The following is a 14,819-nucleotide window of genomic DNA, read 5'->3' as shown; positions in this document are numbered from 1 at the left end:
CTCACCGAAGCTCCTCGACCTTGTCGGCGATGTCCTCGACGTCGGCCTCGGCCTCACCGGCGTCGGTGACGGCCGCGGCGGCCGAGCCGACTTCGAGCCCGGCGGCGTGTCCGAGGTCGTCCTGCTGCTCGACGAAGATGAAGGGGACACCCTTCTCGTCGGCCAGCTCGGGGATGTGCATCACGATCTCCTCGGGCTGGACGTCTTCGGCGACGAAGACGAGCTCGGCGGAGCCGCGCTCGATGGCTTTGGTCGTCTCGTTGGTACCCTTCTTTACCGAACCTGTGTCCCGGGCGACCTCGAGCGCCTCGAGGGCGTCGTCTTCGAGGTCCGCGGGAACGTCGAAATCTACGTATACTGGCATTTTTACGTTCACCTCCTGCACGCGAGCTCAGGCTCCCCCGCCGTGTCCGGGCGCGCGCCCGTCACGCCGTGATGGCGTGTTGTCCTGAGAAGGCTGGGAGCATCATCAACTCGGCGCAGGCTGTACCCAATTCTGTGCCACCGGCCCTAAAAGCGCTTTCGAAGCCGAAATCCCGTGCCAGCCCGCCACACGGTCGCTGTCGGGCGGTCTCCCTATCGCGTCAGGTCGGCCGCATCGGACAGCGCGGCGGCGGCGTCGGTGACGAGGCGGTCGACGACCGTTCCGGCGGCTGGGACGCCGTCCGCGAGACCGACGCTCTGGCCGGCGTAGTGCGGGAGGGAATCCAGGTCGCCGTCCATCCCCTCGAGGGGCGGCAGGTCGGCAAATCGCTCGACGGGGTCGCCGTCGGGCGTTCGGGCGACGGTAGCTGGCTCGTCAGCGTCCGCCGCGGGCCGCGCCTCGTCCGACTCGACGGCGTGTTCGGCCACCTCCGCCGTCTCGACCACGCGGTGGGGCTGGTCAGGCCACCCGCGGCTGAAAAGCTCGGTGTATCGCGTGGCCGTCTCGTCGGCGGCGACGAGTCGGTCGCGGTAGTCCTCGTGCGCGCCGGACTCGGCGGTCGCGACGAACCGGGTGCCCAGCCAGCCGCCGTCCGCGCCCAGCGTCAGCGCCGCCGCGAGGCCGCGCCCGTCTCCGAGTCCGCCGGCGGCGACGACCGGCACGTCGACGGCGTCGACCACGCGGGGAAGTAACGCCATGGTGGTCACCTCGCTCTGGACGTGCCCGCCCGCCTCTCGGCCCTGGGCGACGACGATATCGGCTCCCGCGTCGACGGCGGCCTCGGCCTCGGCGGCGCTGCCGACGGTCACCATCGCCGTGCCGCCGGCCTCGTGGACGCGGTCGACGAACGGGCCCGCGTCGCCGAAAGAGAACGAGACGACCGACGCGCCGGCGTCCAGACAGGCGTCGAGACACGCCGACGGCGGGAGTTGCCCCGTCGCGTCGTCGAGGACGACGTTGACGCCGACCACGCCGTCGGTGGCGGCCGCGGCCGTCTCGTACGCCTCCCGGATGGCCTCGGCGTCGCGCCACGACATCGCGAGCATGCCGAGGCCGCCGGCATCGGCGACCGCGGCGGCCAGTTCCGGCGTGGAGACGCTGCCGACGGGGGCCTGAACGACCGGGTGCTCGATGCCGAGCGCGTCACAGAGCGCTGTCTGGAGGGATGCCATGTCCGCTCTCCGAACCGGGCGACCGAAAAACGTCGGGGCTCGCGCCCGCCGCGACCGGTCCGACCGTCAGGCCCATGTCGACTCGCCGTCCACCACCGGTATGGACATCGCGCGGTCGCTCCGCGAGGAGGCGCGGCGGTCGAACGAGCGGCGACTGCTCGTGCTCGCGGGCGACCCCGAGCGGACGCGAGCACGCGCGAAAGCGGCCCTCGACGCGGCGGACATCCCGCTGTCGGAGACGACCGTTCTCGGCCCTGAACCGTTCCTCGACTGCGAGCGCCACGAGCAATCGCGCGCGGAGGAACTGCTCGGCCGGACGCGGACGGCAGTCGTCCTCGACGCTCACGCGGAACTCCGCCCGAACGCCGTCGGACGCTCTGTTGGCGCGGTCGACGGCGGCGGACTGTACGTCCTGCTCGCGCCGCCGTTGGAGACGTTTCCCGAGCAGTGCGACGGCTTCGACGAGACGCTCGCGGTGCCGCCCTTCGAGACGGCAGACGTGACCGGCCACTTCCGTCGGCGGTTCGTCGAGACGCTGCGCGCCCACCGCGGCATCGCCATCGTCGACGTGGATTCCGACACCGTCGAGGCGGACGGCCTGACCGACCCGCCGCCGCGCCGACCGACTGCACCGCCGACACCTCCCGAAGACGCAGCGTTCCCCGACGAGGCGTACGCACACTGTCTCACCGACGACCAGCGTGACGCCGTGCAGTCCCTCGAAGCGCTCCGCGACGCCGGGACCGCGGTGGTCGTCGAGGCCGACCGCGGCAGGGGGAAGTCGAGCGCCGCGGGACTGGCCGCCGGGAGCCTCGCGGCCGAGGGGCGTGACGTGCTGGTGACCGCACCGCGGTACCGAAGCGCCGCCGAGGTGTTCGCGCGGGCGGCGGCCCTGCTGGACGCGCTCGGCGTCGGATACACCCGGGACCAGGCATCTTCGCCCCGGTCGCTGACGCTCGACGGCGGCGGCCGCGTCCGGTTCTGTCCGCCGGCGACGGCGGTCGACCTCCCCGAGAGCCCGGACGCGGTCATCGTGGACGAGGCGGCCGCCCTGCCGGTCCGGCGGCTCGAACGGTTCCTCGACGCGCCGGCCGTCGCGTTCACGACGACCGTCCATGGCTACGAAGGAGCCGGGCGGGGCTTCTCCGTGCGCTTTCGCGACCGACTCGCCGACGGCGATCACGAAGTGATCGACGCGACGATGACGACGCCGATTCGGTACGGCGACGCGGACCCCGTCGAGGTGTGGGCCTTCCGGGCGCTGCTGCTGGACGCGCGGCCCCCCGTCGACCCGCTCGTCACCGACGCGACGCCGGAGACCGTCGAGTACCGGCGGCTCTCGACGGCCGACCTCCTCGCCGACGAACACCTGTTGGGTGAGGCGTTCGGGCTGCTCGTGCTGGCCCACTACCGGACGGAGCCGGCCGACCTGGCGAGACTGCTCGACGCGCCGAACCTCACCGTCAGGGCGCTCACCCGCGAGGGCCACGTGGTCGCCGTCGCGCTGCTGGCCCGCGAGGGGAGCCTCTCGGCCGAGACGCGAGCGACGATGTACGGCGGCGGGCGCATTCGCGGGAACATGCTCCCCGACGTGCTGACGACGCAGTTGCGCGACGAGGGGGCGGGCGTCCCCGTCGGCCAGCGCGTGCTGCGCATCGCGACCCACGCCGCCGTCCGCTCGCGCGGGCTGGGCTCGCGGCTCCTCTCGGAGGTGGAGGCCGAGTTCGACGACGAGGTGGACTGGCTGGGCGTCGGTTACGGCGCGACCCCGGAGCTGGTCCGCTTCTGGGACGCGAACGGCTACGGGACGGTCCACCTCTCGACCTCGCGCAACGACACCAGCGGCGAGTACTCCGCTGTCATGATCGACCCCTGCTCGCCGGCGGGGGAGGCGCTGGCAGAGCGCCACGCCGCGTGGTTCCGCGACCGCATCGCCGCGGTCCTGTCGGACGCGCTCGCGGACTGCGACCCGGACGTGGTCCGTGCGGTCCTGCGAGCCGCCGACGCCGAACCGGACCTGTCGCTGTCCGCGTGGGAGTGGCGACTGGTCGCGGGCGTCCCCGGCGGCGCGTCGATCATGGACACGAATCCGACGCCGTTCCGCGACCTGACCCTGCGACACCTGCTCGACCCGGCGGACCCGGACGCGCTGACCGACCGCGAAGAGCGCCTGCTCGTCCGAAAGGTCCTGCAGGCGGAACCGTGGCTGTCGGTGACCGACGAACTCGACTTCGTCTCCCGGCGCGAGTGCATGCGGGCGCTGGGCGGGGCCGTCGAAAGCTTGACGCGGCTGTACGGCGACAGGTCGGTCACGGAGGAACTCGACAGACACCGATGATCGCGCTCGGACTCGACGCGCTCCTGATCGTCGTCGCCTTCGCCCTGCTGGTCGGCGGCGTCGTCGGCAGCCTCACGCCGCAGGTCCCCGGGGCACTGCTCTCGCTGGCCGGCGTCTACACCTACTGGTACGCGAGCGGGATGACGGACCCCGGCGCGCTGTTGCTCGCCGCGCTCACGCTCGTGGCCGTGCTGACGTGGGTCGTCGACTGGGCGGGCGGCGCGGTCGCCGCGCGCGTCGGCGGCGCGTCGAACTGGACGGCGCTGCTGGCCGGCGTGGTCGGCCTCGTCCTCTTCTTCGTCACGGGCCCGCTCGGCGTCCTGCTCGGCGTCGCCGGAACCGTGTTCGCCGTCGAGTTCTACCGCCAGGAGGACGCCCGGGGAAGCGCGAAGGCCGCGCTCGTCACGACGGCAGGGATGCTGGCCTCCGGCATCGTCCAGGCCCTGTTGACCGGCTCGATACTGGTAGCCATGCTCGCGGTCGCACTCCTATGACGCAGTGCGAGGAAGCCGACTGCGAGGCCGAGGCCGCGGTCGAACTCCACATCCCCTGGGACGCGAACCGTGTGGTGTGTCCGGCCCACGCCCGCGTCTGGGCCCAGAAGGACGGCGTCGTGCCCCACCCGCTGGAGGGGCGCGAGGACGAGTGGCCCTGAATCGATCCGTTCGGCAAGCTGACTTCTCACGAAGGAATCGTTCGCCGTCAGTTCGCAGATCGACGACTCTCTTCGAAGAAAATATAATAATAAACCGATACGAACGTTGCTTGTGGAGTGTTATCATGAAACGAGAGATGCGCACCCTCGACTTCCTGGACCGCGCCGTGGACCTCTACGACGACGTGACAGGGATCGTCGCCCACGACGGAACCGAGTACACGTACGCCGAAGTGAACGAGCGGGTGAACCGCCTGGCACACGCGCTGGCGGAGCGCGGCGTCTCCCAGGGGAGCCGCGTCGCCGTCCTCGCGCCGAACACGCACTACTTCATCGAGACGCTGTACGCGACGAACAAGCTCGGCGGCGTGTTCGTCCCGCTCAACTACCGGCTCGACCCGGCGAAGATCGAGTACATCCTGAACGACTGCGACGCGGCCACGATTATCGCCGACCACGCGTTCGCCGAGAAGGTCCAGCCGGTACGTGACGCCGTCCCGGCGGAGACGTTCGTCGGCTACGAGGCGGACCGCATCGACGGTGACTGGGAGGAGTACGCGACCCTGCTCGACGGCCAGCCGACGGCCGAGCCGGACCGGCCCGACATCTCGGAGGACGACGACGCCAGCATCAACTACACGTCGGGAACGACGGGCGATCCGAAGGGCGTGGTCAGGACCCACCGGACCGAGAGCTGGCACGCGCTCGTGCTGAACCAGCACATGGAGATCCGCGACGACGACACCTACCTCTGGACGCTCCCGATGTTCCACTGCAACGGCTGGGGCCACACCTACGCGATAACGGGGACCGGGGGGACCCACGTCTGTCAGCGGACGTTCGACGCCGCGGAGACCTTCCGCCGGGTCCGAGAGTACGACGTATCGTTCATGTGTGGCGCGCCGACGGTGCTGAACAAGCTCGTCCAGCACTACCGCGCGAACGACGGCGACATCGAGACGCAGGGCGACCGCGACGTGCGCATCGCGACGGCGGGCAGCGCCCCCGCCACCGCGACCATCGAGCGCGTCGAGGACGAGTTCGGCTGGCGCATCATCCACATCTACGGCCTGACCGAGACGGCCCCGGTCATCACGACCAGCAATTCCCCGCGGCGGATCGCCGAGCACGGGCGCGACCTCAAGGTCAGGCAGGGCGCGGCCGCGCTGTGTACCGAGATCCGCGTCGTCGACGACGACGGCGCGGACGTGCCCCGCGACGGGTCGACCATCGGCGAGGTCGTCGTCCGCGGGAATCAGGTGATGGACCGCTATCTCAACAAGCCGGAGATCACCGACGAAGCGTTCAATGCCAAGGTCGAGGGATACTTCCACACCGGCGACCTCGCGACGTGGGACGACGACGGGATGGTCCAGATCATGGACCGCCGCAAGGACATCATCATCTCCGGCGGCGAGAACATCTCCTCCATCGAACTGGAGGACGCGCTCTACGACCACCCCGGCGTCCAGAAGGCCGCGGTCATCCCCGTCCCGAGCGAGGAGTGGGGCGAGACGCCGATGGCCATCGTGGTCCCGACGCCGGGCGAGGAGCCGACCGAGCGGGAGATCCTCGACTTCCTCAGGGAACGCGTCGCGAGCTACAAGCTCCCGGCCGGCGTCGACTTCCGCGACGGGCTCCCCGAGACCGCGACCGGCAAGATCCAGAAGTACGAGCTCCGCAAGGAGTACTGGGAGGAACAGGAGCGGATGATCGGCCAGGAGTGAGCGCGGGCGGAGCCGAGCGGTGGCGTGTTGCGACTGGTCCAGCACGATTCTTTATTATGGTTCCGGCGGTCGGTCCGACCATGCACCTCGGAGTGGTCGTCCCGCGCGTCGACGATTTCAGCACCATCGACCTCGCCGTCGAGGCGGAGACCCACGGCTACGACTCAGTCTGGCTCAACGAGCTGTGGGGAGCCAGTTCCGTCGTGGAGCTAACCGACATCGCGACCCGTACCGACGAGATCGAGATCGGAACGGCGATCCTGAACGTCTTCTCGCGGTCCCCCGCCGTGCTTGCGATGACCGCGGCGACGCTCGACAGGGTGTCAGACGGCCGCGCGGTCCTGGGGCTGGGCACGAGCACGAAACGCTCCGTCGAGAGTATGCACAGCGCCTCCTTCGACCGACCGGTTCGACACGCTCACGAGGCCATCGACATCGTGAAGCGACTGCTGACGAGCGACGATCGGGTGACCTACGACGGCGAGGTACTGTCCGTCGAGGGCGTCCCGCCGCTCGGTCGCGACGTTCCCGTCTACCACGCGGCGCTCGGCCCGGCCAACAGGCGGGTCGTCGCCAGGCTCGCCGACGGCTGGCTCCCGCACATGATTCCCTTCTCCGAACTCGAATCGTCGTTCGAATACGTCGCGGAGACCGCGCGGGAGGCGGACCGCGACCCGAACGAGATAACCGTCGCGCCGTACGTTCCGGCCGTCGTCCACGACGACCCCGACCGGGCCGCTGCCGAGCTTCGCCAGCACGTCGCCTACTACGTGGGAAGCGGCGAGGGGTATCGCCGCGCGGTCGCGTCGGCGTACCCGGATCGCGCGGAGCGAATCGCGGAAGCGTGGGGTGCGGGCGACCGGGGGGAAGCCACCGAACTGGTGACCGACGAGATGCTGGCCGACCTCGGAATCGCGGGGACGCCGGAACAGGCGCGAGAGAAGGTTCGGTTAGTGACCGAGGACTCGGTTATCGACCGGCTACTGATAACGGTGCCACAGCAGGTAGACGGGGACCTCGCTCGGGAGACGATTCACGCACTCGGGCCGAGTTAGCGTCGCCGGCGAATGTCGATCGGGACCCTAGAGGTCGATCTCCATCATCACCTCGTCGGCGTAGTCGTCGCCGAACTTGTAGTGGTCCTCGCGGATCGCTTCGGTGTCCCAGCCGTGGGTCGAGAGGAACTCGATGGCGTCCTCGTTGGTCGACGGCACGGAGTTGTACAGCTTCTCGTACCCGTGGGAGGCCGCCCACTCGGTCCCGCGGGCGAGCAGTTGCGAGCCGATGCCGTGCCCGCGGTACTGTTCGAGGACGCCCAGCGTGAGCTCGGCCGTGTGGCTCAGCTTCTCGATCTCCGGGTGCTTGAGGTGGACCCAGCCGACCACGTCGTCGTCGATGCAGGCGACGAAGAAGATGCGCGACTCCAGTTCGTTGTGGCGCAGGAGCACGCCCTCGGAGTCGACCACGTCGGCAACCGTCTCGGCGTTGACGTACTCGCCGCCGCCGATGGCGGCTCGGATCGCCCCGACGAGTCCGGTGAGGTCCTCCTGGCGGGCCTGCCGAATCGTGAACTCGATGTCGTCGGCCTCGAACTCCTCTTCGACGGTGTCGTCGTAGGCGATCCGCAACTCGCCGTCGATCTCTTCGAGGACGCCGTCGCGCTTGAGGATCGCGACGTGGTGGCCGAACGGCCGCGGCTCCATCTGTAACGCCGACCGAGCCATCGACGGCTCGACCGAGCCGTGCGATTCGACGTACTCGTAGATGTCCTTGCGGTCCTCGTGATCGAACTGCAGCTGTTCTGTGAGCTCCATGTTGAACGTTACCACGAGACAGTACTTAGTCCTTTATCAAAGATCGTTTACTTCAGGTAACGGGCCGCTACCGTTCCGGAACGCCGGTCAGCACCTGCGCAACGTCGCGGGCGTTGTGGGTGTCGACAAGCAGTTCCGCGGCCTCCCTGATGGCGTAGGAGCCGGCTAACTCCACGCCGTAGCAGGCGGCGTAGCACTCGAGCCAGTCGTTCATCGTCGCTTCCAGGCGCTCGAACTCGGCCTCGGAGAACCGAACCCAGGTGCCGCCGGTGCGGGCCTCGCAGTACAGCGCGACGGTGGGGCCAAAGCCCTCCCGGAGCAGCGTCATCGCGCGCTCGTCGTCCGGCGGGTCCGGGTCCAGCGACTCGCGGGCCGCCTCGGCGCGCCGGGAGAGCGCCCGAATCCGGTCGTGGTACTGGTGGCTCACGGCGGTCAGCCCTGCTTGAACTCGACCCCCTTCCCGCCGGCCGGGTGTTCCCACTCGGTGTCGGCGACGACCGCGCAGGTCCCGCACTCGACGCAGGGCTGGGTGTCGAGGCTCACGAGGTGTTCCTCGCTACCGTTCGTCTGGACCCGCTCGTCGCGGTAACAGCCGCCGCCGAAGTCCTTCGCGCTCACCGGGCAGGCCGTGACCGCGGTCCCCGACGCCTCGAAGGACTTGTCGAGCAGTTCGATGTGGGGGTCGCCCACGTCGTAGGTCAAGTCGCCGATGCGGTCGGCCAGGTCCGGCGGCGAGACGGTGTTCTCGTCGTCGACCACCTCTCCGAGTTCCTCGGCGATGACCGTTGGTAGCGTCACGTAGGGCAGTTTGGTGTCCGGGATCATCGACACCAGCGTCGGCGAGGAGTAGGCCCGTTCGAGCAGGCCCGACGCGGCCCGGACGCCGAAGCGGCCGACGGCGGACTCGGCGACGCTGTTCGAGATGTCGTCGACCGGCCCGAGTTCGCCGAGCCGTCCGAACACCTCGTAGCGGGTCGGCCGAAGTTTGTCCATCACGCCCTCGTCGTGGAGCTTCTTCTCGTACAGTTCGCCGGCGCGGTGGGGTTCGTTACGCGAACGGGCGTCGGCGAAGGCCTCGGCGGCCAGCGCGCCCGCGGTGACGGCGTGGTTCATCCCCTTGATGATGGGGCCCTGAGCCTGCATCTGGCCGGCGGCGTCGCCGACCAGGACGAGGCGGTCCTCGTGGGGCGAGGGGTGGGCCGCCTTCTTCGAGTCCGGCACCAGCTTGGCGCTGTACTCGCGCTCGTCGTACTCGTCGCCGAGCCACTGGGCCATGAGCGGGTGGGTGAGTAGGCCGTCCAGCAGTTCGTGGGGCTCGGCCTCCTCCTCGGCGATGGAATCGAGGTGGAACACGGTCCCGATGGAGAGCGACGACTCGTTGGTGTAGAGGAAGCCGCCGCCCCGGACGCCGTCGAAGAGGTCGCCCGAGAACAGGTGGGCCGCGCCGTCGTCCGGGTCCACGTCGAAGCGCTCGTTGATGACATCCGGCTCCACGTCCACGACGGCCTTGACGCCCTGGAACCACTCTTCGGGCTCCTCCCAGTCCATCAGGCCCGCGTCCCGGGCCAGTTCGGAGTTGACGCCGTCGGCCGCCACGATCAGATCGGCCTTGATCGGGTCGAGTTCCTCGGTCGTCACGCCGACGATCTCGCCGCGCTCGCGCAGCAGACCGGTGACGTGGACCTCCGTCAGCAGGCCGCCGCCGGTCTCGCGGGTGCGCTCGTGGACCTGCTGGGCGAGCCAGGAGTCCATCTTCCGCCGGAGCACCGCGTCGGCCCACGCCGTGTCGTGGTGGTGGAGGTCGCCGATGTCGAAGGTCTTGACCTTCTCGCCGGCGACGTTGTGGATGTAGTTCTCGGTGACCGGCCGCTCGGTCGCTTCCTCGCGGAAGCCGGGAAAGAGCCCGTCGATAGTGTAGGGGGCCGACTCCTCGGCGTAGATGAGGCCGCCGGAGACGTTCTTCGACCCGGCGTCGACGCCGCGTTCGAGGACGAGCGTCTCGACGCCGTTTCGCGCGAGATTCGCCGCCGCCGCGGCCCCGCCGGGACCACAGCCGACGACGACCGCCTCGTACTCCTCGTAGGCGTCAGTCATCGCTGACCTCCCCCACGACCGCGCCGAGATCGCCCGCTTCGACCGCCTCCGTCAGGCGCGGCAGGACCTCGAACAAGTCGCCCTCGATGAGGTAGTCCGAGAAGTCGCGGATGTCGGCGTCCGGGTCGGTGTTGATAGCGATTATCGTGTCCGACTCGTCGCAGCCGACCTTGTGCTGGATCGCGCCGGAGATACCCGCCGCGATGTACACGTCCGGTTCGACCTCCTGGCCGGACTCACCGATCTGGCGCTCCTCGGTGACGTACTGCTCGACGTGGCTGTCGAAGGAGTACGACGAGGTGATGACGCCCCGCGAGAGCCCCAGGTCGGCCTCGTCGAAGGCGTCCACGAGGTCCAGCGCCAGTTCGATGCCCGTCGTCGGATCGTCGCCGATGCCGCGGCCGACGGCGACGACCACGTCGTTCCCGGTGAGGTCGACGCCGCCCGAGAGACGGTCGAACTCCTCGACCTCGACTTTGAACCACTCGTCGTCGAGGTCCATCTCGTAGTCGACGACCTCGGCCTCGCGCTCGAAGTCGGGATCGGGAATCTCGAAGCTCCCCGGGATGACGGACGCCCCCTGCGGGTGGAAGTCCCGGTTTGGCTTGTCGATACAGAGGATGGTCGAGTACTCGAAGCCCGAGAAGTCCGGGCGCTTCATGTGCAGGACGCGACCGAACTCCTTCTTGTCGCCGGCCGTGCCGACCTTCGCGGGGTTCGAGATCATCGCGTTCTCGATGTACAGCCCCGAGCAGTCCGAGGCCAGCCCCGAGTCGAGTTCGCCCTGGACGAGCGCCGAGAGGTCCCGACCGTTGTTCGTGGCCGGGAAGACCGTGTAGCGCGGTTCGTGGTAGTCCTTCCAGTCCACCGCCTCGCGGCCCTCGGCGGCCAGGTCGCCGCCCGCTCGGGCCATGTCACAGAAGATTTCGGTGTAGGGCTGGTGGCGGAAGCGCTCGAGGCGGTCGTCCTCGTGATAGAGGACGAGGTCCGCGCCGTAGGCGATCACGTCGTCGACGTGGTCGCTGGCGTCGGCCCCGATCAGCACCGCGACGACGCGCTCCTCCTCGTCGTAGTCCGCGTTGTAGGTGTCCATCAGTTCGCGGGCCTTCCCGAGCATCTCCTTCGAGACGTCCACGAGGTCGCCGGCCTGCGTCTCGCAGTAGACCCACATGTCGCGGTACTCCGCGCCGACGGTCCCCTCGACCCACTGCTTGTCGTTCGTCGGATGGTCGAGTTCGGGATACTTCTCCTCCGGCGGGACGTACTCGACCTCGCCCGCCTCCTCGTCGCTCCCCTCGACGGACTCGATGCGGCTCTCGATCTGTGACTTCGCCGTCTTCCGGTCCTCGCCGGCCTCCTCGCGCTCTAAGAGGTCACGGAGCACCTCGGCGTCGTCGATGTCCCGAACCATGTTCGCCACGTCGGCGACGGTCAGCGCGGCGAGATCGACGGTCTCCGGGTCTAGTTCTCCGTCGCCCTCGTCCTCGACCTTCTCGATGCGGTCCTCGATGAGCGTCTTGACCGGCACACGGTCCTCGCCGCCCTCCTCCAGTTCCAGCATCTCCCGCAGTTCGTCGGCGTCGTCGACGTCTTTGATCTTCGGTCCGAGGTCGGCGATTTCGTACTCAGTTGGATCGTATTCGACCATCGTCAGTCACCCGCCGCGTACGGCGTGAGTTCGTCGAGTACCTGTTCCATCTCCTCGTCCGCGCCGCCGTCGATCACCGTCGCCTCCCGCTCGGAGGGGGCCTTGGGAATCGGGTCGACGCCCGCGACGATGGTCGGCGACCCGTCCAGTCCGATGTAGTCCGGGTCGAGGTTGAGGTCGGAGTGGTCCCAGACCGTGAGGTGCTCCTCGTAGTCCTCGGCGCGCTCTTTCGTCTCCTCGCGGAGGTCCTTGTGTTTCAGCCGGTGGCTGGCGCGCCGGTAGGTGGGTTCGAACTCCGGGTCCGCGACGATGAAACACGGCATCGGCGCCTCGACCGTCTCGATCTCGGAGATGTCGCCGTCGACCAGTCGCTTGGCCCGCACAGTCCGCTCGTCCTCGTCGATGTCGAGCGAGAGGACGTGCGTGATGATCGGCCAGTCGAGACACCAGCAGGTCTGTGGTCCGGTATGGCCGGTCTCGCCGTCGGCCGTCTTGAAGCCCGCGAACACCAGATCCGGCTCCTCGTCCAGTTTCTGGAGGCCGCTCGCGACCGTCATCGCGGTTGCCCACGTGTCGGCCGCACCCATCTCGCGGTCGGAGAGGAGATAGAGGTCGTCTGCGTACACGTCCGCCATCCCCTCCTGCAGGACCTCCTCGTAGCCCGGCGGCCCCATGCTCATCAGCGACACCTGTCCGCCGTTGCGGACTTTCGTCTGGAACGCGGCCCGCAGCGCGTGTTTGTCGTTCGGGTTCATCACCGTGGGAGTCTTCCCCCGTTCGAGGTGTCCCTCCTCGTCGAACGATACCTGTCCCTCGCGGAAGTCCGGAACGCCCTTCGTCAACACTACTGTGCGCATTTTTGTCACGACCCTCGTGACCGTATCTCACACAGGAGTCGGTAATAAATTTATGTTTACAATTCCAGTTGACAGTACCGGCCGCTGCTGGAACGAAGGGACGAACAGAACTCGAACGGTCGGCGCGCGCTCAGATGCGACCGGCGCGGCCAGGGTCCACGTCGATGGCGTCGACGGGACAGACGTCGACACAGAGCATGCAGTCGATACACTGGTCCTCGTGGGCCGGGTCGGCCTTGATCTCGCTCTCGGGGTGGCCCGGCGTGTCGACCCACTCGAACACGTCGACCGGACAGTCCTCCAGGCACGCGCCGTCTGCGAGGCAGATGTCGAAGTCGACGGCGACGTGTGTGCCGTGGATGCCCAGTTCGTCCGGTTCGTCGACCGGGCCCCAGACGTTGTGGCCCTCGTGCTGTTCGACTACCTCACGGTTGTCCTCGAACTCCGGGTCTATGGCCATTGGTATCTAACCACACTGATGCGAGCTACTTAACTGTTCGACCTCCGGTCAGAACCCCGGGTCGCCGCGGCGGTCGTCCGGTCCGCGTCGGCTCGATGGGTCGCCGAGGCCGGAGCGCGACGGATCACCGGATCCTCCGATTCGGTCGTCAGCGCCACCGATTCCGTCGTCAGCACCCCCAACTCCGTCGGCGGGCCCGTCCGTCGGTCCCGCTCCGGCGAGGCCGACGCGGCGCAGGAAGGCGAGCGTCCGCTCGAACACGTCGTCGTAGTGCGCGCCGTGGAACGGGAAGCCGTGGTCGGCCGACAGCGTCTCGTGGGTCACGTCGGCCACCGGCGACAGCGCGTCGGCGAGCAGGGCCGACTGAGACGGCGGGACCGTCTCGTCCGCGTCGCCGTGGAGCAACAGCGTCGGCGGCGCGTCCGGGCCGGCCTGTGCGACCGGCGAGGCGAGATCGTAAGCTGCCGGTTCGTCTTCGGGGCCACCGCCGAGGTACTGCCGGTGGAACTGCTCGCCATCGCCCGTCGCGGCGTCGAGCGACGGGAAGTCGTACACCCCGGCGTAGCCGACGACGGCCGAGAGCGCCGAGGAGCGGCCCGGGTAGGCCTCCGGCTCGAAACCGGGTTCGTCCGCCGTCAGCGCCGCGAGGGCGACGAGGTTCGCGCCGGCCGAGTGGCCGACGCCGACGACCCGGTCGGTGTCCGCGCCGTACTCGTCGCCTTCCGCCCGGACCCACTCGATTGCGGCCTTCACGTCCACTAGCGCCGCGGGGAACGTCCACTCGGGAGCGAGGCGGTACTGTGGCTCGACGACGAGGAAGCCTTCCGCGGCGAGGTCGATGGCGTGGCGCGCGAACTCGCCCTTGTCGCCCCAGCAGAACGCGCCGCCGCGGACCAGGACGGCGACGGGCTTCGGGCCGGTCGCCGCCGGGTCGTCGTACAGGTCGAGCGCCAGCGTCTCGCCGTCGGCCTCGTGGAAGGGCAGATCACGCTGCACTGTCACCGTCGACGGAGCGCTGTCTGTCACAAATACGCATCCGGTCGTCTGCCCCATAAGCCCGTCGCCATCGGGCGAATAGGGTCGTTTTCACCAGTGATTCAGATGCCACGCGGTGCGAAAAAAGCGGCGGGTATCGGGCGGTGCATGCCGCGGTGGAGTCACGCCTCGATCTCGATCCGCTTGCCGCGCGTCGTCGCCTCGGTCTCGACGGGGAGGCGGACTTCGAGGATGCCGTTCGTGTAGCTCGCGGCGATGCCGTCGTCGTCGACCTGCTTCGGGAAGCGGAAGCGGCGGTGGTACGTCCGCCGCTGGCTCCGCTGTTCGTCCTCGCGCTCGGCGGCGATGTTCAACATTCCATCGTCCCAGGAGACGTCGATGTCCTCGACGTCGAAGCCGGGTAGCTCGACGCTAAGGACGAACTCCCCGTCCTCCTCGTACAGTTCGTAGTCGTCACTACCGGTTTCGAACAGGCGAGATGGGAGGTCCAGACCCCGCATCCACGAACTCGGTGTTGTGGTTGGCAGAGCCATCGGACATCACCTCGTATCCATTTGACACTAGTGTCGCGGTTCGATAAAAATCTTTCCGATTATGCAATGAGTTAACACGAAGCGACGAAGGACCAATTCAG

Annotated in this window: 15 protein-coding genes; 5 read left to right on the top strand and 10 right to left on the bottom strand. The window is 68.6% G+C overall.

The features are described from left to right. Position 1: 1 nt before the first annotated feature. Entirely contained in the window at positions 2–364 is a 363-nt protein-coding gene (rpl7ae, locus tag ACOZ4I_RS05860; protein WP_162411641.1) for a 50S ribosomal protein L7Ae, read from the bottom strand. 212 nt (positions 365–576) lie between these two features. Further along, a complete protein-coding gene (locus ACOZ4I_RS05855; protein WP_424003945.1) occupies positions 577–1,596 on the bottom strand; it encodes an NAD(P)H-dependent flavin oxidoreductase in 1,020 nt (339 codons plus the stop codon). 100 nt (positions 1,597–1,696) lie between these two features. Between ACOZ4I_RS05855 and tmcA the strand changes: the two genes are divergently transcribed. From tmcA to ACOZ4I_RS05830, 5 genes are all read left to right on the top strand, one after another. Beyond that, positions 1,697–3,934, top strand: a complete 2,238-nt coding sequence (gene tmcA / locus ACOZ4I_RS05850) for a tRNA(Met) cytidine acetyltransferase TmcA (protein ID WP_424003943.1) — start codon at positions 1,697–1,699, stop codon at positions 3,932–3,934. Beyond that, positions 3,931–4,428, top strand: a complete 498-nt coding sequence (locus ACOZ4I_RS05845; RefSeq protein ID WP_424003941.1) for a DUF456 domain-containing protein — start codon at positions 3,931–3,933, stop codon at positions 4,426–4,428. The genes tmcA and ACOZ4I_RS05845 overlap by 4 nt, the downstream gene beginning before the upstream one ends. Next, a complete protein-coding gene (locus ACOZ4I_RS05840; protein ID WP_424003939.1) occupies positions 4,425–4,589 on the top strand; it encodes a hypothetical protein in 165 nt (54 codons plus the stop codon). Before ACOZ4I_RS05845 ends, ACOZ4I_RS05840 begins: the two co-directional genes overlap by 4 nt. A gap of 125 nt (positions 4,590–4,714) precedes the next feature. Continuing rightward, on the top strand, positions 4,715–6,316 hold the full coding sequence (locus ACOZ4I_RS05835) for a class I adenylate-forming enzyme family protein (RefSeq protein WP_424003937.1): 1,602 nt from the start codon (positions 4,715–4,717) through the stop codon (positions 6,314–6,316). Between the two features lie 80 nt (positions 6,317–6,396). Continuing rightward, positions 6,397–7,371, top strand: a complete 975-nt coding sequence (locus ACOZ4I_RS05830; protein ID WP_424003935.1) for an LLM class flavin-dependent oxidoreductase — start codon at positions 6,397–6,399, stop codon at positions 7,369–7,371. 27 nt (positions 7,372–7,398) lie between these two features. Here ACOZ4I_RS05830 and ACOZ4I_RS05825 read toward each other — a convergent pair whose 3' ends face one another. The 8 genes from ACOZ4I_RS05825 to ACOZ4I_RS05790 all read right to left on the bottom strand — a co-directional run bounded on the left by ACOZ4I_RS05825 (position 7,399) and on the right by ACOZ4I_RS05790 (position 14,718). Continuing rightward, positions 7,399–8,130: an N-acetyltransferase family protein gene (locus ACOZ4I_RS05825; RefSeq protein WP_424003933.1), complete on the bottom strand. Its 732-nt coding sequence runs from the start codon at positions 8,128–8,130 to the stop codon at positions 7,399–7,401. Between the two features lie 67 nt (positions 8,131–8,197). Beyond that, complete coding sequence (locus ACOZ4I_RS05820) at positions 8,198–8,557, bottom strand: hypothetical protein (RefSeq protein ID WP_424003931.1); 360 nt, start codon at positions 8,555–8,557, stop codon at positions 8,198–8,200. 5 nt (positions 8,558–8,562) lie between these two features. Then, entirely contained in the window at positions 8,563–10,224 is a 1,662-nt protein-coding gene (locus ACOZ4I_RS05815) for an FAD-dependent monooxygenase (RefSeq protein WP_424003929.1), read from the bottom strand. Next, on the bottom strand, positions 10,217–11,872 hold the full coding sequence (locus tag ACOZ4I_RS05810; protein ID WP_424003927.1) for an electron transfer flavoprotein subunit alpha/FixB family protein: 1,656 nt from the start codon (positions 11,870–11,872) through the stop codon (positions 10,217–10,219). The genes ACOZ4I_RS05815 and ACOZ4I_RS05810 overlap by 8 nt, the downstream gene beginning before the upstream one ends. A gap of 2 nt (positions 11,873–11,874) precedes the next feature. After that, complete coding sequence (locus ACOZ4I_RS05805) at positions 11,875–12,729, bottom strand: electron transfer flavoprotein subunit beta/FixA family protein (protein ID WP_424003925.1); 855 nt, start codon at positions 12,727–12,729, stop codon at positions 11,875–11,877. Positions 12,730–12,859: 130 nt separating this feature from the next. Continuing rightward, the gene (locus tag ACOZ4I_RS05800; protein WP_424003923.1) at positions 12,860–13,189 is read right to left on the bottom strand and encodes a 4Fe-4S dicluster domain-containing protein; all 330 of its coding nucleotides are present in this window, start codon (positions 13,187–13,189) and stop codon (positions 12,860–12,862) included. A 48-nt stretch (positions 13,190–13,237) separates the two neighbouring features. After that, positions 13,238–14,215, bottom strand: coding sequence for an alpha/beta fold hydrolase (locus tag ACOZ4I_RS05795; RefSeq protein WP_424003921.1), 978 nt, complete (start codon positions 14,213–14,215; stop codon positions 13,238–13,240). 131 nt (positions 14,216–14,346) lie between these two features. Beyond that, positions 14,347–14,718, bottom strand: coding sequence for an Hsp20/alpha crystallin family protein (locus tag ACOZ4I_RS05790; protein WP_424003919.1), 372 nt, complete (start codon positions 14,716–14,718; stop codon positions 14,347–14,349). Positions 14,719–14,819: the final 101 nt, after the last annotated feature.

Source organism: Haloarcula salina (genome assembly GCF_049603855.1).
GTDB lineage: Archaea > Halobacteriota > Halobacteria > Halobacteriales > Haloarculaceae > Haloarcula > Haloarcula salina_A.
This window is presented reverse-complemented; position numbering and strand designations above follow the sequence as displayed.